Annotated in this window: 21 protein-coding genes; 14 read left to right on the top strand and 7 right to left on the bottom strand. The window is 62.4% G+C overall.

From position 1 onward, the window contains the following. Positions 1-38: 38 nt before the first annotated feature. Positions 39-1,577 (top strand): ubiquinone biosynthesis regulatory protein kinase UbiB, encoded by a 1,539-nt coding sequence (gene ubiB / locus E4Q08_RS00420; RefSeq protein WP_169068957.1) that lies wholly within the window; start codon positions 39-41, stop codon positions 1,575-1,577. A gap of 121 nt (positions 1,578-1,698) precedes the next feature. Here ubiB and E4Q08_RS25370 read toward each other — a convergent pair whose 3' ends face one another. Further along, positions 1,699-1,833 carry a hypothetical protein gene (locus E4Q08_RS25370; protein WP_256435931.1) on the bottom strand — a complete coding sequence of 45 codons (135 nt, stop codon included), beginning with the start codon at positions 1,831-1,833 and terminating at the stop codon, positions 1,699-1,701. Positions 1,834-2,285: 452 nt separating this feature from the next. Between E4Q08_RS25370 and secA the strand changes: the two genes are divergently transcribed. Then, positions 2,286-5,003 (top strand): preprotein translocase subunit SecA, encoded by a 2,718-nt coding sequence (secA, locus tag E4Q08_RS00415; RefSeq protein ID WP_169068956.1) that lies wholly within the window; start codon positions 2,286-2,288, stop codon positions 5,001-5,003. Between the two features lie 109 nt (positions 5,004-5,112). Further along, entirely contained in the window at positions 5,113-6,351 is a 1,239-nt protein-coding gene (gene argJ / locus E4Q08_RS00410) for a bifunctional glutamate N-acetyltransferase/amino-acid acetyltransferase ArgJ (protein WP_169068955.1), read from the top strand. Positions 6,352-6,444: 93 nt separating this feature from the next. Here the strand turns inward: argJ and apaG are convergent, their stop codons facing one another. Further along, positions 6,445-6,828 carry a Co2+/Mg2+ efflux facilitator ApaG/CorD gene (gene apaG / locus E4Q08_RS00405; protein ID WP_034917357.1) on the bottom strand — a complete coding sequence of 128 codons (384 nt, stop codon included), beginning with the start codon at positions 6,826-6,828 and terminating at the stop codon, positions 6,445-6,447. 145 nt (positions 6,829-6,973) lie between these two features. Here apaG and rpe point away from each other — a divergent pair, with 145 nt between their 5' ends. The 3 genes from rpe to trpE are packed head-to-tail and all read left to right on the top strand — an operon-like array spanning position 6,974 to position 9,815. Further along, positions 6,974-7,663, top strand: a complete 690-nt coding sequence (rpe, locus tag E4Q08_RS00400; RefSeq protein WP_034917353.1) for a ribulose-phosphate 3-epimerase — start codon at positions 6,974-6,976, stop codon at positions 7,661-7,663. After that, positions 7,660-8,346 (top strand): phosphoglycolate phosphatase, encoded by a 687-nt coding sequence (locus tag E4Q08_RS00395; protein WP_169068954.1) that lies wholly within the window; start codon positions 7,660-7,662, stop codon positions 8,344-8,346. The genes rpe and E4Q08_RS00395 overlap by 4 nt, the downstream gene beginning before the upstream one ends. After that, a complete protein-coding gene (gene trpE / locus E4Q08_RS00390) occupies positions 8,343-9,815 on the top strand; it encodes an anthranilate synthase component I (protein ID WP_034917348.1) in 1,473 nt (490 codons plus the stop codon). Before E4Q08_RS00395 ends, trpE begins: the two co-directional genes overlap by 4 nt. 58 nt (positions 9,816-9,873) lie before the next feature. Here the strand turns inward: trpE and E4Q08_RS00385 are convergent, their stop codons facing one another. The 5 genes from E4Q08_RS00385 to E4Q08_RS00365 form a co-directional block, all read right to left on the bottom strand. Then, entirely contained in the window at positions 9,874-10,548 is a 675-nt protein-coding gene (locus E4Q08_RS00385) for a protein-L-isoaspartate(D-aspartate) O-methyltransferase (RefSeq protein ID WP_169068953.1), read from the bottom strand. Positions 10,549-10,651: 103 nt separating this feature from the next. Beyond that, the gene (locus tag E4Q08_RS00380) at positions 10,652-11,155 is read right to left on the bottom strand and encodes a BCAM0308 family protein (protein ID WP_034917343.1); all 504 of its coding nucleotides are present in this window, start codon (positions 11,153-11,155) and stop codon (positions 10,652-10,654) included. 200 nt (positions 11,156-11,355) lie between these two features. Then, on the bottom strand, positions 11,356-13,728 hold the full coding sequence (gene lon / locus E4Q08_RS00375; protein ID WP_169068952.1) for an endopeptidase La: 2,373 nt from the start codon (positions 13,726-13,728) through the stop codon (positions 11,356-11,358). Beyond that, a complete protein-coding gene (locus E4Q08_RS00370) occupies positions 13,718-14,137 on the bottom strand; it encodes an Hsp20/alpha crystallin family protein (protein ID WP_034916575.1) in 420 nt (139 codons plus the stop codon). Before E4Q08_RS00370 ends, lon begins: the two co-directional genes overlap by 11 nt. Positions 14,138-14,202: 65 nt before the next feature. Further along, the gene (locus E4Q08_RS00365) at positions 14,203-15,435 is read right to left on the bottom strand and encodes a Card1-like endonuclease domain-containing protein (protein ID WP_169068951.1); all 1,233 of its coding nucleotides are present in this window, start codon (positions 15,433-15,435) and stop codon (positions 14,203-14,205) included. A 282-nt stretch (positions 15,436-15,717) separates the two neighbouring features. Here E4Q08_RS00365 and E4Q08_RS00360 point away from each other — a divergent pair, with 282 nt between their 5' ends. The 8 genes from E4Q08_RS00360 (at position 15,718) to E4Q08_RS00325 (ending at position 23,447) form a co-directional block, all read left to right on the top strand. After that, a complete protein-coding gene (locus tag E4Q08_RS00360) occupies positions 15,718-16,515 on the top strand; it encodes an alpha/beta hydrolase (RefSeq protein WP_169068950.1) in 798 nt (265 codons plus the stop codon). A gap of 59 nt (positions 16,516-16,574) precedes the next feature. Continuing rightward, positions 16,575-16,988, top strand: coding sequence for a hypothetical protein (locus tag E4Q08_RS00355; protein ID WP_248594603.1), 414 nt, complete (start codon positions 16,575-16,577; stop codon positions 16,986-16,988). Then, positions 16,985-17,971 (top strand): CapA family protein, encoded by a 987-nt coding sequence (locus E4Q08_RS00350; protein ID WP_169068949.1) that lies wholly within the window; start codon positions 16,985-16,987, stop codon positions 17,969-17,971. The genes E4Q08_RS00355 and E4Q08_RS00350 overlap by 4 nt, the downstream gene beginning before the upstream one ends. Positions 17,972-18,144: 173 nt before the next feature. After that, positions 18,145-19,041, top strand: a complete 897-nt coding sequence (locus tag E4Q08_RS00345; RefSeq protein WP_169068998.1) for a GNAT family N-acetyltransferase — start codon at positions 18,145-18,147, stop codon at positions 19,039-19,041. A 47-nt stretch (positions 19,042-19,088) separates the two neighbouring features. Beyond that, positions 19,089-20,489, top strand: a complete 1,401-nt coding sequence (locus tag E4Q08_RS00340; protein ID WP_169068948.1) for a PIG-L deacetylase family protein — start codon at positions 19,089-19,091, stop codon at positions 20,487-20,489. A gap of 85 nt (positions 20,490-20,574) precedes the next feature. Beyond that, positions 20,575-21,858, top strand: coding sequence for a DUF3422 family protein (locus tag E4Q08_RS00335; protein ID WP_169068947.1), 1,284 nt, complete (start codon positions 20,575-20,577; stop codon positions 21,856-21,858). Positions 21,859-22,015: 157 nt separating this feature from the next. Continuing rightward, entirely contained in the window at positions 22,016-22,762 is a 747-nt protein-coding gene (locus E4Q08_RS00330; RefSeq protein ID WP_169068946.1) for a zf-TFIIB domain-containing protein, read from the top strand. Between the two features lie 430 nt (positions 22,763-23,192). Continuing rightward, entirely contained in the window at positions 23,193-23,447 is a 255-nt protein-coding gene (locus E4Q08_RS00325) for a hypothetical protein (protein WP_169068945.1), read from the top strand. The last annotated feature ends 46 nt before the right edge of the window (positions 23,448-23,493 follow it).

The raw sequence follows: 23,493 nt of genomic DNA, 5'->3' as shown, positions 1-23,493 counted from the left end.
CTCACTCCTTTGCCGACCTCAAGACCTGCCCGTCAGCCGTGCGACTTTTCCGCCTCGCCAAAATCCTGAGTATTGCGAGCCGCTACGGCCTCGACGAGATGATTCTCGAGCACGAACCAAGCGGTCGCCTGGCGGCGCTGTCGCGTGCCCTGCATTTCTGGCGACGTTTCGACACCCCGCCGGCGGTTCGCCTGCGCCAGGCACTCGAGTCGCTGGGGCCGATCTTCGTCAAGTTTGGACAGGTTCTGTCCACCCGTCGCGATCTGCTGCGTACCGACATCGCCGATGAACTGGCCAGGCTGCAGGATCGCGTACCACCGTTCTCGCCCGAACTGGCACTGACGCAGATCGAGAAAGCCTATGGCCGGCCGGCCAGTGCCGTGTTTGCCGAGTTCGATTCGACGCCGATCGCCAGCGCCTCGATCGCGCAGGTCCATTTTGCCCGTCTGCGGCCAGAAGACGGCGGCCAGGAAGTTGCCGTCAAGATCCTGCGTCCGGACATGCACGGCGTGATTGCCAATGATCTGGCGCTGCTCGAAACCCTGGCCGGCCTGCTCGAAAAGGTGTGGTCGGACGGGAAGCGGCTGAAGCCGCGCGAAGTGGTCGGCGAGTTCGCCAAATACCTCTACGACGAACTCGATCTGATGCGCGAAGCCGCCAACTGCTCGCAACTGCGGCGCAACTTCAGCGGCTCGCGGCTGCTGCAGGTACCCGAAGTGTACTGGGACCAATGCACGACGACGGTGATGGTCATGGAGCGCATGCGCGGCATCCCGATCAGTCAGATCGAGGCCCTGATCGCTGCTGGCATCGATTTGCCGGCGTTGTCACGTGCCGGCGTCGAAATCTTCTTCACGCAGGTGTTTCGCGATGGCTTTTTTCATGCCGACATGCACCCCGGCAATATATTCATCGCCACCGATCCGGCCCATCACGGCAGCTATATCGCACTCGATTTCGGCATCGTCGGGACGCTGACCGACAACGACAAGAATTACCTGGCGCAGAACTTCCTCGCCTTTTTCCAGCGCGACTACAAACGCGTGGCGATGGCCCATATCGAGGCTGGCTGGGCGCCGCCCGAGACGCGTGCCGACGAATTCGAGGCCGCCATCCGCGCCGTCTGTGAACCGATTTTCGACCGGCCACTACACGAAATCTCGTTCGGCCGCGTCCTGCTGCGTCTGTTTCAGACCTCGCGCCGTTTCAATGTCGAAATCCAACCGCAACTGGTGATGCTGCAGAAGACCCTGCTCAACATCGAGGGCCTGGGCCGACAACTCGACCCCAATCTCGACCTGTGGAAGACCGCCAAACCTTTCCTGGAACGCTGGATGAGCGAGCAACTCGGCAGCCGTGCATTCCATCGCAGCGTGCAGCAGGAAGCCCCCTACTGGGCACGCATCCTGCCGCAGTTGCCACGCCTGGTACACCAGGCACTGGCACAGACGAAAGCGCCGGATCTGGCGCCCTTGCTGGCCGATCTGGCACGCACACAGCGCCAGCAGAGGCGCTTGCTGGGGGTCATCGCCGTGCTGCTGACGGCGATACTCCTCGGTCAGCTATTGATGAATTGATGAATAATCTCTGAGAAGCGGCAAGTCCATCGAAAGGTGTTTTCGATGCTTTCAAGCACGATTATTCGAGGCCTGCACGCTCGGATAAATGAATAACCGGATAAGCTGTATCCGCAGTCGCTTATTGAACTGCCGGGCCATGCTGGCGATGACGTGCCAGCCAGTCAACAAGCAAACCAATACTTGGTGATGATAAACACAAGACCATGAATAGAATGGTAAAACCTGCGCCCAGGACGGGGATGCTCTCGCCCATTTTCTTTCTCCTTGATTGGCCTCGCAATGGCTGAGGCCGGATTACGTTTTGTTGTAGATCGTGTGATTCCCGGTATTCAAGATCGCATTCATAAGATAATCGGTTGGTGGCCAGGCGGCAAACGATAAAATCTCACTCGACGCATGAGTTTTTTTTCATCCCTGCGCGCCCGTTCCGCTCCGTGGCCTGCATGCTCCAGAGAGGTTCTGGCCGCCCTGATGCAGATCTCGAATTCACGAATTCACACCCCGCAGACGACGCCAGAATTGCGTCCATCGAGTCTTGAAGGTAGTATCCATGCCGCGCACCGCATGCTGGTGTAGATCCCGTCACCCTACCGGTCCGGCGGCCCAACCCGAACCGTGCTCCAGTTGTTCGCCGTGGAAAAGAACCGGCCCCGCTTTTTGGCTCGGGTCCTCATATCAACTTCGCATTTCTTTATCGTTCCCAGAATGATTTCCGGCCTACTCAAGAAGATTTTCGGCAGCCGCAATGATCGGCTGATCAAGCAGTACATGCAGGTTGTCCGCAAGATCAATGCGCTGGAAGCAGGGACCAGCACGCTTTCTGACGACGCACTGCGCGGCAAGACCGCTGACTTCAGGGCTCGCGTCGCCAATGGCGAGACGCTCGACGCCTTGCTGCCGGAGGCTTTCGCCGTGGTTCGCGAGGCCGGCAAGCGTACGCTGGGTATGCGCCACTTCGACGTCCAGCTGATCGGTGGCATGGTCCTGCACGACGGCAAGATCGCGGAAATGCGTACCGGTGAAGGAAAAACGCTGGTGGCGACGCTTGCGTCCTACCTCAATGCACTCTCCGGCAACGGTGTCCATGTGGTGACGGTCAACGATTACCTGGCCAACCGCGACGCCGAGTGGATGGGGCGCCTGCATCGTTTTCTCGGCCTCAGCGTCGGCGTGAACCTGTCGCAAATGGCGCATGGGGACAAGCAGGCGGCCTACGCTGCCGACATCACCTACGGGACCAACAACGAGTTCGGCTTCGATTACCTGCGCGACAACATGGTCTACTCCGGCGCCGAGCGGGTGCAACGCAAGCTCAGCTTTGCGATCGTCGACGAGGTCGATTCGATCCTCATCGACGAAGCGCGCACACCCCTGATCATTTCGGGCCAGGCCGAAGACCATACCGAGCTGTATGTGCGCATGAACAAGGTCGCTCCGCTGCTCAAGCGCTGCGAGCTGGAGGAGGGTCCGGGGGATTACTGGGTGGACGAGAAAGGTCATCAGATCCTGATGACCGAGGAAGGTCACGAGCATGCCGAAGAGCTTCTGGCACAAGCTGGCCTGCTTCCCGACGGCGGCAGTCTCTACGATGCCTCCAACATCCTGATGATTCACCATCTGTACGCCGCTCTGCGCGCCCACAACCTGTTCCTTCGGGACCAGCAGTACGTGGTGCAGAACGGTGAGGTGATCATCGTAGACGAGTTTACCGGTCGCCTGATGTCCGGTCGTCGCTGGTCCGATGGTCTGCACCAGGCAGTCGAGGCCAAGGAGGGTGTCCGGATTCAGAACGAGAATCAGACCCTGGCATCGATCACCTTCCAGAACTACTTCCGCATGTACAGCAAGCTGTCCGGGATGACCGGCACCGCGGATACCGAAGCCTACGAGTTTCAGCAAATCTATGGTCTGGAAACGGTGGTCATCCCGACCAACCAGCCAATGCGCCGGACCGACCACAACGATCAGGTCTTCCGCACCGCCAAGGAAAAACACGCGGCGATCGTCACCGATATTCGTGGTTGCCGCGAGCGCGGCCAGCCGGTGCTGGTCGGCACCACCTCGATCGAGAATTCCGAGTTGCTCTCGGCCCTGCTGGACCACGAAAAGCTGCCGCATCAGGTGCTCAACGCCAAGCAGCATGCGCGCGAAGCCGAAATCGTCCGCGAGGCCGGACGGCCGGGGGTGATCACCATTGCCACCAACATGGCCGGTCGCGGAACCGACATCGTTCTCGGTGGCAGTATCGAGAAGCTGATCGCGCAGCTCCGCGACGACGAGGCGCTGAGCACGGATGAGCGCGATGCACGTATCGCCGAGATCCGTTCGCAGTGGCAAAAGCTGCACGATCAGGTCGTCGCCGCCGGCGGCCTGCACATCATCGGCTCGGAACGTCATGAGTCGCGGCGTATCGACAATCAGTTGCGCGGCCGTTCGGGTCGCCAGGGCGATCCCGGTTCCTCGCGCTTCTATCTCGCCCTCGATGACTCGCTGCTGCGTATCTTTGCCGGTGATCGTCTCAAGGCGATCATGGAGCGACTGAAAATGCCCGAGGGCGAGGCGATCGAGCATCCGCTCGTCTCGCGCTCGCTCGAATCGGCGCAGCGCAAGGTCGAAGCGCGCAACTTTGACATTCGCAAGCAGCTTCTCGAATACGATGATGTGGCCAATGATCAGCGCCAAGTCATCTACGCGCAGCGTAACGAGCTGCTGGAGACCGACGATATCTCGGAAACCGTGACGGCGATGCGCGAAGGTGTGTTGCACGACACTTTCCGGCTGTACGTTCCGGCCGAAAGCGTCGAGGAACAATGGGACCTGCACGGTCTCGAAAGGGCACTGGCTGCCGAACTTCAGTTGCAGGTGCCGATTGTCGAGTGGTCAAGGAACGAGCCGAATCTGCGCAGCGAAGACATGCTGCGGCGGGTCATCGAGACGGCTGCCGCCTCCTACGCGGCCAAGATCGAACTCGTGGGCGCCGAGGCCTTCCACCCTTTCGAGCGCAACGTCATGTTGCAGAGCCTGGATACGCACTGGCGCGAACATCTGGCGGCGCTCGACCACCTGCGGCAGGGAATCCACCTGCGCGGCTATGCGCAGAAGAATCCGAAGCAGGAATACAAGCGCGAAGCCTTCGAGCTGTTCCAGCGCCTTCTCGACAGCGTGCGCGTCGACGTGACGCGTCTACTGGTCACCGTGCAGGTGCGCGCTCAGGATGTCGAGGAAACCATTCCGCATGCCGATGTGCAGAACGTCCGCTACCACCATGCGGACTATGACGAAGCCTTGGGGCAGGGGGGCGACGACACGGCTGCGACGCGCGCGCAGAAACCGATGCACGTGGGCGCCAAGGTCGGCCGCAATGAACCTTGCCCCTGCGGCTCGGGAAAGAAGTACAAATACTGTCATGGCAAGTTGTCGTAGTTGCCTGGAGTGAACTGCCGCGTCGGAGCGTGCGGATCTACGCTCTGTCCTGGCGACTGCCGCTCTGCTTCGCTCCCGGATCCTGGTCGTCTCCGCCCGTGAGGTTGTAATGCCCGTCAATTACCGCACTCCCTCCCCTGCGCAACTGTTTCCAGTCGCTGGCGTTCGCCTCGGTGTCGCCGAGGCAGGCATCCGCAAACCTGACCGGCGTGACCTGGCCTTGCTGTCGCTGGCAGAGGGTTCTCGAGCTGCCGGCGTGTTTACCAGCAACCGTTTCTGCGCCGCACCGGTACAGGTCTGCCGTCGTCATCTCGAACTCGGCAGCGACATCCGCGCGCTGGTGATCAATACCGGCGTCGCCAATGCCGGTACCGGTGAGCAGGGCTGGCAGGCGGCGGTGCACACCTGTGCCGCCACCGCTCACTTGCTGGGCATCGACGACCGGCAGGTGCTGCCCTTCTCGACCGGCGTCATCCTCGAACCCTTGCCGGTCGATCGTCTGGTGGCCGGCCTGCCGCGCTGCGTCGCCGATCTCCATGAGAACCACTGGCACGCCGCCGCGCACGCCATCATGACCACCGACACGGTTGCCAAAGCCGCCTCGCGCCGCATCGATGTCGCCGGCCGGACCGTGACCATCACCGGCATCAGCAAGGGTGCCGGAATGATCCGGCCAAACATGGCAACCATGCTCGGTTTCATCGCCACCGATGCCGGCATCGCCACACCGCTGCTGCAACAGCTCTTGCGTGCGGCCGCCGACGCCTCATTCAACTGCATCACCGTCGATGGCGACACCTCGACCAATGATTCCTTCCTCCTGATCGCGACGGACCAGGCCGGGATCGAGTTTGCCGACGCGGCGGCACCCGGCTACACGGAGCTGCGCGAGGCAGTGATCGCCGTTGCCGTCGAACTGGCGCAGGCGATCATTCGCGACGGCGAAGGCGCCAGCAAGTTCATCAGCATCGCCGTCGAAGGGGGCCGCGACCGCGCAGAATGCAAGCGCGTCGGCTATGCAATCGCGCACTCGCCGCTGGTCAAGACCGCTTTCTTCGCTTCCGATCCCAACCTCGGCCGCATCCTGGCCGCCATCGGCTATGCCGAGCTGGATGATCTCGACGTGGAGCCAGTCAGCGTCTGGTTGAGCAGCGGCCAAACGGAGATTCTGGTTGCCGAAAAGGGCGGGCGAGCGGCTTCCTATCGCGAAGAGGACGGCGCCGCCATCATGCAACAATCCGAGATTGGCATCCGCGTCGCCCTGGGCCGCGGCACTGCCAGCGCCGCCGTATATACTTGTGATCTCACCTACGATTACGTGAAGATCAATGCGGACTACCGCAGCTAACCTTTCACCTTAATGAGGCAGGCGAGCGGATTCGGCAGGACGGCGAGGATCAGGTGCAGGATGTAGCTGTGCTTGAGACTCAAGCGTCGGCAATCAGTGCAGAACGTGCGGAACGGCCAGGGTGAACTCGGGGATTTCCGCCTCGAACTGCCTGCCGTCGACGGCCGTCAACTGGTAACTGCCGCGCATCGTGCCGACTGGCGTGTCGAGCTGGCAGCCGCTGGTGTAGGCAAACTTCTCGCCCGGTTGCAGCAACGGCTGCCGTCCGACAACGCCAAGACCACGCACCTCCTGGACCTCACCGCTCGCGTCGGTGATGATCCAGTGCCGCGAAATCAACTGCGCCGGCACGGTCCCGACGTTTTCGATGGTGATCGTGTACGCAAAAACGTAGTGGTCGTTCGTCGGATCCGATTGCTCGGCGATATATTGCGGGATCGCGCTGACGGCGACCTCGTATTTCTTGCTTTCGGCCATGTGTGCTCAATGTCGGAACGATCAGAACCGGCATTGCACACCAAACTGGCGGTAATGACAAGCTTGTTGAGAAAGCGAACCTTTCTTCTAAGCGGACAAGCCTTTTCGCGCTAGAATCCAGCCCAACTTCTCTGGGGTACCTGCCATGTACGTGATTGCTCCAAGCATCCTTTCTGCCGATTTCGCCCGGCTTGGCGAAGAGGTCGTGAATGTCATCGCCGCTGGCGCCGACTGGATTCACTTCGACGTGATGGACAACCATTATGTCCCCAATCTGACCATTGGTCCGCTGGTCTGCGAGGCCATCCGCCCACTGACGCAGGCACCGATCGACGTACACCTGATGGTCAAACCGGTCGATCGCATCGTTCCCGACTTCGCCCGGGCGGGAGCCAACATCATCACTTTTCATCCGGAGGCGTCCGAACATGTCGACCGGACGCTCGCCCTGATCCGGGAAAACGGTTGTCAGTCGGGGCTGGTGTTCAATCCGGCGACACCGCTCGACTACCTCGATCACGTCATGGACAAGCTGGACATCATCCTGCTGATGAGTGTCAATCCGGGTTTTGGTGGGCAGCAGTTCATTCCTTCCACGCTGGCCAAGCTCGCGGCCGCACGCGCCAGAATCGACGCCTATGAGCAGGACAGCGGGCGGCGAATCCGGCTTGAGGTCGACGGTGGAGTCAAGGTCGACAACATCGCCGCAATTGCCCGAGCCGGCGCCGACACTTTCGTCGCCGGCTCGGCGGTTTTCGGTGCCGGCAGCGACAGCGATCGCCACCGCTACAACAGCATACTCGCAGCGCTGCGCGCGCAACTGGAAAAGCCATGATCTCTTCACCGCTCGCCGTACGCGCCGTGCTCATCGATCTCGACGGCACCTTGCTGGATACCGTTCTCGATCTCCATGCCGCTGCCAACGCCATGCTGCGCGACCTGGGGCGCAGCGAAATTTCGGTCGAGTCGATTCGCAGCTATGTCGGGCGCGGCATTCCCAACCTGGTCAAGCGCGTCCTGGCAGGTTCGATGGCCGCCGCTGACGATGCCACGCCGCCACCAGCGGCGGCACTGGCCAGCTTCAGGCACCACTACAGTATCGAGAACGGTCGGAATGCCGCCTTTTTTCCTGGCGTTCGCGAAGGCCTGGAGGCGTTCAAGGCGCTGGATTTGCCACTCGGCGTCATTACCAACAAGGCCGAAGCATTCACCCTGCCACTGCTGCAGCGTACCGGCCTGCTTCCCTTTTTCGAGGTGATCGTCAGTGGCGACGTCCTGCCGCGTCCGAAGCCCGATCCGATGCCCTTGCTCTGGGCCTGCGGTCGCCTGGGTTTTTCGCCGGTCGACGTGCTGATGATCGGCGATTCGGTACATGACTTTCACGCCGGGAGGGCGGCCAGCTGCCCCGTTTTCCTGGTTCCTTACGGCTACAATGAAGGACGTGATGTTCGTGATCTGGCGTGTGATGCTATAGTCTCGTCCCTTGCAGAAGCTGCCCAACTCCTGGTTCGCGCATGACCGAAGCTTATTTCAATCGCCTCGCTGGCGAAGGCTACAATCGCATCCCGGTGACGCTCGAGACCTTCGCCGATCTCGATACGCCGCTGTCGATCTACCTGAAGCTCGCCAATGGCCCGTACAGCTACCTGCTCGAATCGGTGCAGGGCGGCGAGCGCTTTGGCCGTTACTCGATCATCGGTCTTGCCAGCCCGACGCGGATCGTCGTCAATGCGCATCAGGTGCTGGTGCTGAACGGCAACCGCATCGCCGAACGCGAAGACGACACCAACCCGCTCGACTTCATCGGCAAGTACATGAAGCGCTTTCGTGCCGCTCCGACTACCGGTCTGCCACGCTTCTGCGGTGGCCTGGTCGGTTGCTTCGGCTATGACACCGTCCGCTATATCGAAACCCGGCTGACGCGCTCCCAGAAAGCGGACGACCTTGGAATTCCCGACATCGTGCTGCTGCTTTCGGAAGAAATTGCGGTGGTCGACAACCTTTCCGGCAAGCTGACGCTGGTCGTCTATGCCGAGCCCGGTGTTCCCGGCGCCTACCAGAAAGCGCAGGCCAGGCTCAGGAAACTGCTCGCCCGCCTGCGCGAACCGGTGCGCATTCCACCCGAAGCGCCGCAACCTTCGCAGCCGGCGGCCTCGATGTTTGGTGAGACGCAGTTCAGGCAGGCGGTACTGAAAGCCAAGCGTTATATCACCGAGGGCGACATCATGCAGGTGGTTCTGTCACAGCGCATGAGCAAACCCCTGGCTGCCAGCCCGATGGCGCTGTACCGGTCGCTGCGCTCGCTCAATCCGTCGCCGTACATGTTCTACTTCGACTTCGAGGATTTCCACGTCGTCGGCGCTTCGCCCGAAATTCTCGTTCGTCTCGAAGGCGACACGGTCACCGTCCGGCCGATCGCGGGCACACGCCGACGTGGCGTTTCCTTCGAGGAAGATCAGGAACTCGCTGCCGAATTACTGGCCGACGAGAAGGAACGTGCGGAGCATGTGCAGCTCCTCGATCTCGGTCGCAACGACATCGGCCGCGTCGCTTGCGTCGGTACGATCAAGCTCACCGAAAACATGATCGTCGAGCGCTATTCGCACGTGATGCACATCGTTTCGAACGTCGAAGCCAAACTGCGGCCAGGCCTGAACGCGCTCGACGTGCTCAAGGCGACTTTCCCGGCAGGAACCGTCTCCGGCGCGGCCAAGGTGCGGGCCATGGAGATCATCGACGAACTGGAACCGGTCAAACGCGGCATCTATGCCGGCGCGGTCGGTTACCTCGGTTTCAACGGCGACATGGATCTCGCGATCGCGATCCGCACCGCCATCGTCAAGGACGGCCAACTGCACGTGCAGGCGGGCGCCGGCATCGTCGCCGATTCCGACCCGGCATCCGAATGGCAGGAAACGCAGAACAAGGCCCGCGCCGTACTGCGCGCTGCCGAACTCGCCGAGCACGGCCTCGACACCCGCATGTAAGGGGCGGTCGGCCAGGCAGGTGCGACCGCGACTTCGCTGGGCAGGCCCGGCAGCTCGCTCACTCCGCCGGTGCTCCGGTCAGAGGCACGAATGCGACCGGCAGGACCCGCCTTTCGGCAATCCGGCCTTGCGCGTCCTTGCGGATCGTCCATAGATCCTGTCCGAAATACCGACTGCCCACCGGCATCACCAGCATTCCGCCAGGCTTGAGCTGCTCGACGAGTGCCGGAGGAACCCGTGCAGCGGCCGCGGTGACGACGATCGCGTCGTACGGAGCGTGCTCCGGCCAGCCGAAGTGGCCGTTGCCCGTGCGCACCTCGACATTGTGATAGCCCAGCCGCTGCAGGCGCTGGCGCGCCTGTTCGGCGAGCTCCGCGATGATTTCCAGCGAATAGACCTGCTTGACCAGGCCGGCCAGAATGGCCGCCTGGTATCCGGAACCGGTACCTACTTCAAGGATCACGTCTTCCGCCTTGGGGCGGATCAGTTCGGTCATCAAGGCGACGATATAGGGCTGCGAAATGGTCTGCCCATGCCCGATCGGCAGCGGGTGGTTGGCATAAGCGCAGTCCACCAGTTCTTCCGGAACAAAAGCGTGCCGCGGTACCGCGCTCAAGACCTCGAATACCCGTTGCTCCAGTGCCGCGCAACCGGTCAGATGGCCGGTCGCGAGCATTTCGTCGCGGATTTCATCGAGCAACAGATCGACCTCCCGATGATCCGCCTTGCTCATTGACGCCTCACTGAACGCTGGCCCGGCGCACAGACTTCCTGCCACGGAGACCGACCTGGCCATGGCACTCTCGTCGTAGGGCAAGACCTGCTGGCCATGCCGATCATCGCGACCAATGAACGCGCAGCAGCATTTCCTGCGGGTTGTAATGAAATTCGAGTTCGCCCTGGTACGCGTGATGCACGGCTTCACCCAGGGCGCGCGCGAGATGGATGTCGGTGGTGCTGACCCGAACCTCTCCCTCGGCTTCGTCGATGGCCATCACCCGCTTCAAGGGATGCTCCGCACGTTGACGCTCGGCTTCGTTGCGCACCAGGTGCAAGATCTCCTCGTGATGCGCCTGCAGGAAGGCGCCGGCAAGGAAGACAAACCCGGCCGGACAATGATCGTGCACGCGCTGGCAGGCCGGACAGCTTGCCCGATGCGCATCGGTTGCTGCCGAGATACCCCATTGCCAACGGCCAGCATGGAAAACGGCGCCGCAATGCGCGCAGATGGTAGGCTCCGGAAGTTTTCCCCGGCTCTTGTAGCTGTCATGCTGCGCTTCCTGCAACAGGCGATCATGGCGAACCGGCTGATAACCGGGGGGAATGGATCTGCTACTCATGACAAAACTCCTCAATGAAAATGTCACCCCGGCGACAGGCGAAAACCACCCATTCTTCACACTCTGCCCACCCTGGGTATTGCCAGCACCGCAACCCTTAGGAAACAGCCTGCTGACACATTCATGATAGGTCGTCCGATGGCATTTTCCAGGAAAAAAAACGAGATCCACCTTGCCAGGACGCAGCGCGTCCCGCCGACTCATTGCCGCATGGCATGCCGGACCGCATCGTCCACATTTTCCAGGAAGATGAATTCGAGTCGCTCCTTCGCCTCCTGCGGCACTTCATCGAGATCCCTGCGGTTCCTTGCCGGCAACAGCACCCGCTGAATCCCGGCGCGCATGGCGGCGAGCACCTTGTCCTTGATTCCGCCCACTGGCAGAACGAGTCCCCGCAGGCTGATCTCGCCAGTCATCGCGGTATCGTTGCGGACCGGGCGGTCGACAAACAGCGAGGCCAGCGCGATGAACATCGCCACGCCCGCACTCGGACCATCCTTGGGGATCGCCCCCGCCGGCACATGCACATGTACGTTGCTTTTCTCGAAGCTGCCGGCATCGATGCCGAGGTCTGCTGCACGCGTTTTCACCAGGGTCAGCGCTGCCTGTGCGGATTCCTTCATCACCTCCCCGAGTTGCCCGGTGAGGATCAACTTGCCGTCACCCGCCGTACGGCTGGCTTCAATGAACAGAATGTCGCCACCGACCGGCGTCCACGCCAGCCCGGTGGCCACTCCGGCAAGACCGGTGCGCAAGGCGACTTCGTTATCGTACTTGCCTGGACCGAGTATGCTGGCGAGATCGCCCTCATCGACCCGCATCGACGGCATCTTGCCCTCGGCAATGTTCACCGCGGCGCGTCGGCACACCGCGCCAATTTCCCGCTCGAGCGAGCGCACGCCGGCTTCGCGCGTGTAATCGCGGATGATCGCCACGAGTGCCTGTTCCGAAAACTCGATCTGACCTTCCTGGAGGCCATTCTGGGTAATCTGACGTCCGACGAGATAACGCCGGGCGATCTCCCGCTTTTCCTCCTGTGTGTAGCCGGGCAACTGGATGATCTCCATGCGGTCACGCAGTGGCCCCGGAATGTTGTCCAGCACATTCGCGGTGGTGATGAACAGCATCCGGGACAAGTCGAACGGCAAGGCCAGATAGTTGTCGCGGAAGGTATTGTTCTGCTCCGGATCGAGCACTTCGAGCAGGGCGGCCGAAGGGTCACCCTGAATACCGGCACCGAGCTTGTCAATCTCGTCGAGCATCATCACACAGCCTCGCGATCCGGCCTTGCGGATCGCCTGAATGATGTTGCCGGGCAGGGCGCCGATGTAGGTGCGCCGGTGGCCGCGGATTTCGGCTTCATCGTGGACGCCGCCGAGCGATGCGCGCACGAACTTTCGTCCCAGCGCTCTGGCGATCGACTGGCCAAGCGAGGTCTTGCCAACTCCGGGCGGGCCGACAAAGCACAGAATGGGTCCGTGCCCGCTCGGGTTGAGCTTGCGCACCGCGAGAAACTCGACGATACGCTTCTTGACCTGGTCGAGGCCGAAATGATCGGCGTCGAGGATTTGACGGGCTTCGGCAATCTCGATCCGATCCGGCTCGGGTGCCCGCCATGGCAACTCGATCAGCCAGTCGAGATAGGCACGCACCATCGAGTACTCCGCCGAAGCGTCCGACATGCGCGCCAGGCGCTGCAGCTCCTTGTTTGCCTGACTTGCCACCTCCTCGGGCATCTGGGCTTCGGCGATGGCTTTGCGCAGCGCCTCGATCTCGACGCTGTTGCCGGTTTCCCCTTCACCGAGTTCCTTCTGGATCGACTTCAACTGCTCGCGCAGCAGGTATTCGCGCTGACGCTGATCGATGTTCGCCTTGGTACGCTCGTCGAGTTCGCGTGAAAGTCGCAGCACTTCCAGGCGCGCGAGCAGGCAATCGAGAACGATGTCGAGCCGCCGCTGCAGATCAATGCTTTCCAGGACCCTCTGCCGATCGGCAATTTTCAGTTCCGCGACGCTCGCCACCAGGTCGGCCAGAGCCCCCGCCTGGGTAATGCTCTTGACCGCACCGACCAGTTCCTGTGAGACCTGCGGCAGAAACTGCAGGACTTCGAGCGCGCGTTCCCTGAGCTGGATCATGCGCGCTTCGATCTGGCTGTCTGTCGCGTCGGGTTCATCCATCCGCCCGACACGCGCCACCGGGAAAGGATAGCCTGGCAGGTACTCGACGACGCGGAATCGCTGCAGCCCCTGGCAGACGATGACATGCGTGTTATCCGGCAGGGTCACATAACGCAGGATGTTGGCCACCGTACCGACCAGGCAAAGATCATCCGGTCCCGGCACTTCGACCTCGGCATCCCGCTGCAGGAGAACACCGACCGGGCGCTCGGTCTTGACCGCCTGCTGCGCTGCCAGCATCGACTGTTCGCGGCTGATGGTGAGCGGCAGGATCATGCCGGGAAAAAGCAGCACGTTGCGTACCGGAACGATGACCATCGCGTCGTCCGGGATCACCAGGACGCCAGCGCCGGTCGCGAGTGCGTTGCGACTCGCGTCTGTCCGGTCAGATCGCATTTTCGTCTCGCAGGTGGCGCAGCACCAACACCAGGCAGCCGTCCTCCAGGAACTGCTCGTGCAGCTGGTAGTTTCCTGGCGGCAGCGCTATCCAGCGCTCGAAGCGCCCATAGGGAATCTCCAGGCGGTGGATCGTTGCCCGACGCAAAGCCTGTGGTATCGGGCGCGTACCACGTACGACCAGGCCAGCTTCATCGAGGACGACTTCGACCTGCCGGAAATGGACGCCAGGCAGAGCCACCAGCAGTCTCAGTTCGTCGCCGTTCTCGTACAGATCGACCGATGGTTCCCAGCAGGGCACCGACTGCAGGCTCTCCAGGGCAAGAAAGCGGCGCTGCAATCGCTCTCCGCCCTGCAGCAGATCGAGTGCCTCCGCCCACATCCATAACCTTCGATCATCGGCTCTCATTGGCTACATCCCTGACAAGACTGCAAAACTGGTACTTGCTGACGCAAAGCCTGTGAAGTATAGCGCTATGCAGCGATATCGATGTCCATCCAGGCGCAGATTTCCGCCCGCAGATCGACCAGCTGTGCAGGCTCGATCAGGCGGATGCGGTAGGCACGCGCGCGTTCCCGCGCCGCCGATCCGGTGCCCTGTTGCAAGCGCCGCGCGGTGAGCAGCCAGGTTTCGCCCATCGCGCCACCGACATGGCGACGCAGGCTGTCCAGGCGGTTGAGGATCGACTGACTGCCGCCTTCGGTGCTGATCTGCACTCCGGTCTTGCATTCGAGCACCAGCAACTGGTTGCGCCACACCAGTGCCGCATCGAGCTCGTTGCTGGCTGCCTCCTGCAGGCCGTGTCCGGCATCGACGCGCAGATTGGTGCCCCAATGGCCGTCGGGGATCAGGCCATCGGCCTGCAGCCCGGCCAGCGTCAGCCAGGCCCATTCCTCGAGCCAGCCGCCTCCGGCATACCTGGCGCTGGCCTCGCTGGCAAAGAGGAAGCGGCAATCGCCGTCCCACTCCCAGATGCCGGCCTCTTCAAAGGCTCGCGCCAGTTCGTGGTTGTTCGAGAACAACGGGCGCTGAGCGAGGATTTCGTCACGGAAAGTGCGCAGAATGCTGCCGTCCGTACGGCTCTGCGGCAAGGCTTCGCGGGTCAGCCGGTTGACGTAGCCGAAAAAGCCGTTGAGTTGCGGTGCCTCACGGACCAGGCGCTCGGTCAGACCAGCGCGCGCGGCAGCGGCGCACACGAATGTCGGGTTCCAGGTAGGGTCGGCAACGACGCGATATCCCTGCACCTGCAGCACCTCGCCGAGCTTGAGCATGTCGGCCGGCAGCAGCAAAGGCGCACCGCCGCCCAGATGCTCGAGCAGACCATGGCGGGTATCGCAATACCAGGCATCGCCCAGTCCGGCGAGCGCACCGACAAAACCGAAGGACATCACCTTGGTACCGCCGCTGGCATTGAGGTCGATCGGCAGACCCGGATGCTGGTTCTGCAACTCGCTGGCGAGATCCTGAGCGTAGCGGCTGATGCTCCCGAGATCGTGGTCCGGCGTGTGCTCGACGATGCGTACCGCATCCGCTGGCCAACCGGCATCGTGCAGGACGCGGCTGACCTGCAGCGCGCCCTGAAGCGCCGGTTCGGAGTCGCTGGCGGCGATGATCACCTGCGCCGGTCGCAGGCGCAGGGCGGGCAGGGTGTTCTGCATGATCTGCTCGGAGGCCAGACAGACGAGGATGCGTGGCTGGAATTGCATGTGATGTTTCCGTGGACGGTAAGCAATCGCCATTGTGCGCCTGTTCGCCGGAGATGGAGATGGAGATGGCGTGGGAGCGCTTCCATGCCTGCGTTGATCAGAATGCCAGGCCGACAGCGAACGTCCATTGAGAAAATGGGGATTGCCTGCACTGGCAAGACCCTGCGATACTTGCCATCGTCAGCTTCCTGTCTGGCATCCAAAGCTGCCAAAGCGCTCGATCCAACTGCCAACCTTCGGCATTCGGCCAGCAGGCCTCGCCGTGCCACTTTCCCATCGATCATGAAAATTCGCCGCATCCATACTCTGCACCGGCCGGCGGTCGGCGCGAAGCGTTTTCCAGCACTCGTTTTTGTCCATGGCGGCTATGCCACGGCCGGCTGCTGGGACGCGTACTTTCTGCCCTGGTTCAGCCGTCGCGGTTTCGACTGCTACGCGCTCGACCTCTCCGGTCACGGCGCCAGCGAGGGCCGCGAGCATCTGCACTCTTTCGGCATCGACGATTATGCCGAAGACCTCGCCCAGGTGACCCGGAAACTCGATGTGCCGGCGATCCTGATCGGGCACTCGATGGGCAGCGTCGTCGTCGAACGCTTTCTCGAACGTCAGCAGGCGCAGGCTGCAGTCCTGATGGCACCGGTCCCGCCGACGGGCATTCTCGGCGCGACGATGAAGATTGCCTTGACCGAGCCTGCATTCTTCGACCAGCAAGCGCGCGCGACTCGCGGCGAGTACACGCCGGAGACGCTGCAGACGATTCGCGACGTCTACTATTCGCCGGAGACCTGCACCGAGAATCTGCTCCGCTTTGCGCCATTGTTCCAGTCCGAATCCCGTCGTGCCATCCTCGACCTGACGCTGTTGGCGATGCACATCGGCCGGCGCCGGCCGAAGCTGCCGGTGCTGGTCGTCGGCGGCGAAGCGGACGCCCTGTTTCCGCCGGCAGGGCTGGGCTTCATTGCCGCGCACTGGCAGGCCGAAGTGGCGGTGATTCCGCGTGCCGGACACACGCTGATGCTCGACGCCCACTGGGAAGCCGCGGCCGAGCGAATCGCAGCCTGGATCGAGCGGCAGCCATAGGCTGGCACATCGCTCGTCCCTACACCGACGCCAGTCAGTTTTCCAGCCGCCACTCGCCGATGATACCCAACCGTTGCCAACGCCTCCTCGCCGCCATCCTGCTGTTTGCCGCGCCCGTGCATGCCGAGACGCTGCTCTGCCACGTCACTTACGGCGGTGAAACGCAGGATCTGGAAGCGCGGCCGGTCAGTTCGCCCTACACCGTCCCGGTGCAGCCGATCGGCTCGTATTTCCTCTTTCGCATCGTTTTTCAGAAAGAACCGGCAGACCTGGCGGCGATCAAGCTCTATGTCTTTGCCGATCGGGACAGCGGACCGCTGCCGATCCAGCAGGCAACACACCCTTACCCGCCGCTCGCAGGCAAGGGCGCAGGCTTCGGCTTTACTGGCCTCAACCAGGTCTATGAGCCGATCCGCGATGGCGAGCTGCAATACTGGTGCGAATGGTCTCCCAGCAGCGGGCCGGCACGATGAGTTGGCGAGGCCGCTTGCGCCTGCTGGTCATCCTGCTCGGCGTACCTGGGGCAATCCTCGCCGGAAGCGCGCGCGCCGAACCCGTCCGTCTGATTTTCGTCGGCGACATCATGCTCGACGATGGTCCGGGCCGCCTGATCCACCGCGGTGGGGATCCGCTCGCACCTTTCGCGGCGCTGCTGCAGGACGCCGACTACCGCATCGGCAACCTCGAATGCCCGATTGCCACGACCGGGAAACCGCTCGACAACAAGATTTTCAGCTTCCGCGCCGACCCGCGCGTGCTGCCCGTTCTGCGCGGGCGATTCGATGCGCTCGGTGTGGCCAACAATCATTCCGGCGATTACGGTCAGGCGGCTTTTCTCGAAACCCTCGCTCATCTCGCCGGCCACGGCATCGCCACCTTCGGAGGTGGTCGCCAATTGACCGAGGCGCACCGTCCGCTGTGGATCGAACGGCGCGGCCTGCGCATCGCCGTGCTGGCCTACAACGAGTTCAAGCCGCGCGCCTTCGAAGCCGGTGCCGAATGGCCGGGAATCGCCTGGAGCGAGGATAGCCAGGTCGTCGCCGACATCCGCGCTGCGCGCGCGGCCGGTGCCGACCTGGTGATTCCTTTCATGCACTGGGGCTGGGAACGTGAACGGCAGGCGAGCCAACGGCAGCGGCAACTGGCCCGTTTGATGATCGACGCCGGTGCCAGCCTGGTGGTCGGCGGGCATCCGCATGTGACGCAAGACATCGAGTATTACCAGGGCAAGCTGATTGTCTATAGCCTCGGCAACTTCGTCTTTGACGGTTTTGACCTCCCCGCAGCCCGGACCGGCTGGCTGCTGCGCCTGACCCTCGACAAGCATGGCCTGCTCAGTTGGGATACCGTGGCCGCGCAGATCGACGAAGACGGCACCCCGCACCCGCAAGCCGGTACCCCCACGCCCTGCGGCCGCGCCGGGGATCGCCTCGTCCGCGAATGCGCCAAGCCCTGAGGTCGCGCATGCCTTTAAGCTGATTTCATGGAAAAAGCGGTACATTCTTGTTTTGACGAGTCGTTGGGGATCAATCGGAGCATGGGGCAGGAGCCACCGGCGTGCAGCGCAGAGTCCTGGCACGCCACCCGCCTGGTCGCAGTGCGCGCGCCGCGTGCTGCCGGCAGAGACCCGTGCTGACGCTGTTGCGCGCCTGGCGCGAGCGTGGCTGGACGCCGATCGATGCGGCGAGCTACGCGCAGGCCTGGCAACAGTACGGTGGCAGCGTCGCCACGCATCCGCTCGTCGTCGAGCGGCTGGCGGGGCTGGCGGCGATACCGGTGCGTTACCTCGGCTGGTTTGCCGGCGATCGACTGCTGGCAGCGATTCCCTGCTGGGGGCCTTATCTGGCGCTGTCCAAGGTGGTGCTCAAAAAGCGCGGGCAGCGCGGCCTGTTCGATCTCGGCAATGCCGAGATCATCCTGCCGATCGCTGCCGAGGCCTCTGTACCGGTGCGTTTGCGAGTGCCATACGTCTCCGAACTGAACGCCGCACGCATCAGCACGCTGCGGCCGCAGCCGCAGGGCCTGGCGTTGGCGCGCCCACCCGAAGACTACGGCAAGAAGTTCCGCTACAACCAGCGCCGCGAATTGCGTCTGCTCGAGGAAGCGGGGGGCAGCATTCGTTCGATGCTCGATTTTTCGCCGTCCGAGCAGGCCGCCATCTACGCAGATTTGTTCGAGCGCCGCTGGGGCTTTGCCGCGCGTGGCGCTGCGCATTTGAGCGAAGTCTTTACGCTGTTGCGTGAATTCATGACCGGCGCGGTGCTGTTGCGCAACGCGCAGCCGATCGCCATCCAGATTCTCTACCGCGTCGAAGCCCCGCAGTGGATTTCTCTCGAATACATCAATGGCGGTGTAGACCCGCAATGCAGAGAGTTCAGCCCCGGCAGCGTCCTCAGCTTCGTCAACACGCAAGCCGCCTGGCAGGATGCGCGCGCGCTCGGCAAACCCTTGCGTTATTCCTTCGGTCGCGCCGATCGTGAATACAAGGATCGCTGGTGCCATCGCGTGCCAGCCTATCAAATCTAGAAAACGTTTTCTCCGCGATGCCAGCGAATTCCTCCACGAGGCCAGCCATGCTTTCACGTAAACCGCAATTACTCTCGCGCTACCGCCGACAGAAACGCTATCTGCTACTCTCGGCCGCGCTCCTGCTCGTCGTGCTTGGCTTTTTCCTCGCCTGGTGGCTGCTGCCCGGCCTGCTGCTGCTCGGCTGGATCACGCATGAGGCCTGGCTGGCCGATCATCTCTTCTATTCGCCACACGATGACTACCAGTACCGCTTCCCGCCCGATACTCCCCGGCAGCAGGTATCGCTGCGCGATGGCCGCGTGCAGTTGAGCGAGCCACTGGCGGCTGGCGAGACCTTGATCCTCGAAATCGAGTTGCGCAGCAGCGGGCTCGGCTACTGGCTCGACCCGCAGGTTCTGCTCGGCGATGACCGGCAGGATTTCGAGCGCGGTGTCTCGGGTCGGCGCTATCTGAATGTCTCGGGACAGGCCGATGTGCTTGCCAGGAGCGAGTTGCTGATCCAGGGGAGACACTGCCGCCTGCCGGCGACCGCCACGCTCTACACATTGCATAACCCGGATTATGCGCAGCGCCGCATCATGGTGCTCGCGCCGCACGCCGATGACGCCGAATTGGCGGCATTCGGCCTCTATAGCCGAGCGTCCGCAGTACTCATCGTGACGCTGACGCAGGGCGAGATCGAGGCAGAGGCGTACCAGCGTTACGACCTCGATGCCGCGCAGGCGGCCAGGCTGAAAGGCCGCTTGCGCAGTTGGGACAGCATCGCCGTACCGCTCTGGGGCAACGTTCCGCAGAAGCGCTGCGTGCAGCTCGGTTACTACTGCCTGCAACTATCGGCGATGCTCGAAGATGCCGCGGAAACCTTTGCTTCCCGCGCATCGGGCGAGTCCGACATCCGCAGCGCGCGCTGCCACAATCCGCTGCCACTGCCAGCCGATGCCGATGGCCAGCCTTCGGGGAAGAACCTGCTCGGTGATCTGGTTGCTCTGCTCGAACACTTTCGCCCGGAAATTGTCGTCACGCCGCACCCGCAGCTCGACCCGCATCCCGATCACTACGCCACCACTCTGGCGATCGATCTGGCGGCAAAACTGGCGAATTGGCAGCCCGAAATCGCCCTGCTCTACGCCAATCACCTGCACGACAACGACCGCTGGCCGATGGGACCGGCCGGCTGCGGCATCGCCTTGCCGCCGGCGTTCACATCGCTGCCCGCCGATGCTCTCTGGAGCCCGACGCTGAGCGAAGCGGTGCAGCTCGACAAAGCCATGGCATTGGCCATGCAGCACGATCTGCAGGGCCGCCTGCCGATCAAGAAACGTCTGCGCCGGCGCATCCAGCAAGTGCTCACTGGTCGTTCCTGGCCGCCCACCGGCGAAAACGAATTTTTCCGCAAGGCCGTCCGCCGCCATGAACTGTTCTGGGTACGTCGTTTCGACGCCTGAGTGTCGAGGGCGCCGGGTAGCGTTCAAGAAAGCTCATCGGTTACTATTCGCCAGAAATCCCCTGCAAGATTGATGAAGGAATGGCATGGCAACCGCAGTGAATCATCCGCAACGCTTTGCTCTCAACTACGAGCTGCATGCCCGCTTACCGGAAACGCTCAACATTCCGGAGCAGGCATCCTATCTGGCCCTCGCCACCGACCCTGCCAACCGGGAGGCCGAGTACGAGCGCCTCGTCGAGCTGTGCACGCGCTACGGCGTGCCTCCCCCGGCGCCGGATGTCAATCACTTCCAGGCCGATCTCGGCACCTTCCGGATCAAATGGGAGCGGCGTACCGAGTGCAACAGCTACACCTTCTTCCGTCAGGGCGAGTTCGACGATCCCTTCGCCAGGCCAGTGATCGCCAGCGTCCCGCCAGACTGGCTGGAGAGCCTGCCGGGGCAGGTGCTCGTGGCCGCGCACGTCGCGCTGCGAAAAGCCCCCAGGAAAGCGACCGGCAACGAGGAACTGGCGACGTATTTCGAAGGCAACCCGCTCGTCGGTTCACGTGTCGGCGACGGCGTCGCCAGCGTGTGGGCCGACTTTCGCATCCATGCGGATGGCTACAGCCGCTTCCTGATCGAAGATTTCAGCCTCACCCCGCGCCAGGCGGGACGGATGGTGCAGCGCTTGCTGGAGATCGAAACCTATCTGATGAGGGCGCTGCTCACCCTCCCGGTGGCCCGGGCGACCATGCCGGTGCTGGTCGATGTCGATCAGCGACTGGCGGCGCTGATCAACGAAATGGTCGAGGCCAGGAGCGAAGATGAACCGGCGCTGCTCGACCGGCTCACCAAACTCGCCGCCGTCGTCGAGAGCACGATTTCATCGACTCTGGGTCGGATTTGCGCCGCGCGCGCCTACCACGAGTTGGTCGATCGTCGTATCGTCGAACTGCGGGAAGTGCGTGTCGAAGGTCTGTCGCCCCTGCGCGAGTTCGTCGAGCGGCGCCTGATGCCGGCGATGAACACCTGCGAAACCGTGGCCAGGCTCCAGGACAGCCTGTCGGAACGAGTCGGTCGTGCCAGCGAATTGTTGCGCACGCGGGTCGACATCGCGATGCAAAGGCAGAACCAGGCGCTCCTGAGCGCGACGGCACGGCGGGCCAGACTGCAACTGCGCCTGCAGGAGACCGTCGAGGGATTGTCGGTAGCCGCGGTCAGCTATTACGTGGTCGGCCTGATCGCTTACATCACCAAGGCAATCAAGGCGGCGGGCGTCGATGTCAATCCGGATGTCGTCACCGGGGTGGCGATTCCGATCGTGGTCATCAGCGCCGCGATGGGGGTCCGACACATCCGTCGCGTCGTGCAGCGTGCAGCGATGTAAAGCAACAGCTAGCAGCCGGGCTCACATCGTTTTGTGAATGCAGTAGAACCGCCGAACCTGGCCCATTGGTTCGCCTTTGATCGTTTCACACCACTTGCGGGGCTGAACGCAGAGCCTCCGCCGACTGACCCCCTGCCGCCTTCGCCCCTTCGCCACCATGTCCAGTCTCCCCAAGCCATTTTCCCCGCCTCCGACCAACGCTGCGCGATGTCCGAGCTGCCAGGTACCGATGGCAGTTCATCGATTCCAGCGCCAGCTCAGCGGCGAACTCACTTTGGATCTCTGTTTCGCCTGCCAGGGCATCTGGTTCGACGAATATGAGAGTGCGCAATTGGCGCCAGCGGGGGTCCTCGAACTGTTCCGGCTGCTGCACCAGCATTTTGCCGACTCGCGCCAGCCTTGGCGCCAGCCGCTGCGCTGCCCGCGCTGCCAGCAGTCGCTGCTGGCCTGCCTCGACAGCACGCGCGCCGGCCGTTTTGCCTACCACCGTTGCCCGCAACGGCACGGCCGTTACACCGGATTTGCCGCATTCATGATCGAAAAGGGCTTCGTTCGTCTGCTCAACGGCGCCGAAGTCGATCAACTCGCGCGCCAGGTGCAGACCATTCGCTGCTCCGGTTGCGGCGCGCCGGTCGATATTTGTCGCGACCAGGTCTGCAATCACTGCCGTTCACCGATCGTCATTCTCGACCCCGACGCCGTGCAGAAAGCACTTGATGACTTCGGCAAGAAAGCGAACCGGCAGGCAAACCTTGACCCGCAGGCCCTTGCCGAAGCGCTGATCGCCAACGAGCGTGCCAGATTGCGGGCGAAGCGGCAGGAGCACAAGGACCGATTAGCACCCGACGTCGTGGATCTCGTGCTCAACGGTATCGAGGGCGTGTGGCTATTGCTGAAGAATTAATGTGAAAGTCGCGTATGCGACTCACGAATCTCCCCTCCCCCCGCGCGGGGGAGCAACCGTGTCTAACGTCAGAGCGTGTTAAAAAACCTAACCTATTGATTTATAATGATTGCTCATCCGGAAGGCGGGAAGAGAGGCCTGTCTGACCCGGGAGAATATTCCATCCGTTTAAACACGCCATTGTCTATCTATTATATGAGCAGAGCAACCTACGATTCCGATCTGACGAACGAACAGTGGAAAATAATAGAACCGTTCTTGAATGAACGCCATCCGCTCGGGTGGGGGAGACCTCAGGGCCTTGCCACTCGGTTGTCATAGCGGCGTGAGCCCCAGGGAACGCCTACGAAATAACTTCCCGTTTTGACTGTGCGCTCGGGCATGCCACTTGCTTGCTTGGTTGTTCTGAAAACAGCAAAGGGAATGCAGCGTGGGCTATTACCGGGAAGACGTAGAGCGGCGAATGAAGGAATTCTATCGGCGACTATCGGAAAAGGATCGTCGCCGGTACGCGGCGGTGGAGTCTGACAAGTTAGGGCATGGGGGCCAGCAGTACATCGCGCAGTTGTTTGAGATCGATAGCAAGACGATCCGACAAGGACTGGCCGACCTGGACATAGCGGAAGAGGCGACGGGGGATAAGCTCCGAAAAAAGGCGGTGGGCGGAAGCGTAAGCTCGACCTGACGCCCGAATTATCGACGACGTTTCTGGACGTCGTTCGAGAGCATAC

Origin of the sequence: Candidatus Accumulibacter contiguus (assembly GCF_012940005.1) — a bacterium.
Classification (GTDB): Bacteria; Pseudomonadota; Gammaproteobacteria; order Burkholderiales; family Rhodocyclaceae; genus Accumulibacter; species Accumulibacter contiguus.
This window is presented reverse-complemented; position numbering and strand designations above follow the sequence as displayed.

What these genes read in the sequence shown, in the direction of transcription:
- E4Q08_RS25370 (WP_256435931.1), bottom strand. Translation starts at nt 1,833, where the DNA reads ATGGGCGAGAGCATCCCCGTCCTGGGCGCAGGTTTTACCATTCTATTC.
- secA (WP_169068956.1), top strand. Translation starts at nt 2,286, where the DNA reads ATGATTTCCGGCCTACTCAAGAAGATTTTCGGCAGCCGCAATGATCGG.
- argJ (WP_169068955.1), top strand. Translation starts at nt 5,113, where the DNA reads ATGCCCGTCAATTACCGCACTCCCTCCCCTGCGCAACTGTTTCCAGTC.
- apaG (WP_034917357.1), bottom strand. Translation starts at nt 6,828, where the DNA reads ATGGCCGAAAGCAAGAAATACGAGGTCGCCGTCAGCGCGATCCCGCAA.
- rpe (WP_034917353.1), top strand. Translation starts at nt 6,974, where the DNA reads ATGTACGTGATTGCTCCAAGCATCCTTTCTGCCGATTTCGCCCGGCTT.
- E4Q08_RS00395 (WP_169068954.1), top strand. Translation starts at nt 7,660, where the DNA reads ATGATCTCTTCACCGCTCGCCGTACGCGCCGTGCTCATCGATCTCGAC.
- trpE (WP_034917348.1), top strand. Translation starts at nt 8,343, where the DNA reads ATGACCGAAGCTTATTTCAATCGCCTCGCTGGCGAAGGCTACAATCGC.
- E4Q08_RS00385 (WP_169068953.1), bottom strand. Translation starts at nt 10,548, where the DNA reads ATGAGCAAGGCGGATCATCGGGAGGTCGATCTGTTGCTCGATGAAATC.
- E4Q08_RS00380 (WP_034917343.1), bottom strand. Translation starts at nt 11,155, where the DNA reads ATGAGTAGCAGATCCATTCCCCCCGGTTATCAGCCGGTTCGCCATGAT.
- lon (WP_169068952.1), bottom strand. Translation starts at nt 13,728, where the DNA reads ATGCGATCTGACCGGACAGACGCGAGTCGCAACGCACTCGCGACCGGC.
- E4Q08_RS00370 (WP_034916575.1), bottom strand. Translation starts at nt 14,137, where the DNA reads ATGAGAGCCGATGATCGAAGGTTATGGATGTGGGCGGAGGCACTCGAT.
- E4Q08_RS00365 (WP_169068951.1), bottom strand. Translation starts at nt 15,435, where the DNA reads ATGCAATTCCAGCCACGCATCCTCGTCTGTCTGGCCTCCGAGCAGATC.
- E4Q08_RS00360 (WP_169068950.1), top strand. Translation starts at nt 15,718, where the DNA reads ATGAAAATTCGCCGCATCCATACTCTGCACCGGCCGGCGGTCGGCGCG.
- E4Q08_RS00355 (WP_248594603.1), top strand. Translation starts at nt 16,575, where the DNA reads ATGATACCCAACCGTTGCCAACGCCTCCTCGCCGCCATCCTGCTGTTT.
- E4Q08_RS00350 (WP_169068949.1), top strand. Translation starts at nt 16,985, where the DNA reads ATGAGTTGGCGAGGCCGCTTGCGCCTGCTGGTCATCCTGCTCGGCGTA.
- E4Q08_RS00340 (WP_169068948.1), top strand. Translation starts at nt 19,089, where the DNA reads ATGCTTTCACGTAAACCGCAATTACTCTCGCGCTACCGCCGACAGAAA.
- E4Q08_RS00335 (WP_169068947.1), top strand. Translation starts at nt 20,575, where the DNA reads ATGGCAACCGCAGTGAATCATCCGCAACGCTTTGCTCTCAACTACGAG.
- E4Q08_RS00330 (WP_169068946.1), top strand. Translation starts at nt 22,016, where the DNA reads ATGTCCAGTCTCCCCAAGCCATTTTCCCCGCCTCCGACCAACGCTGCG.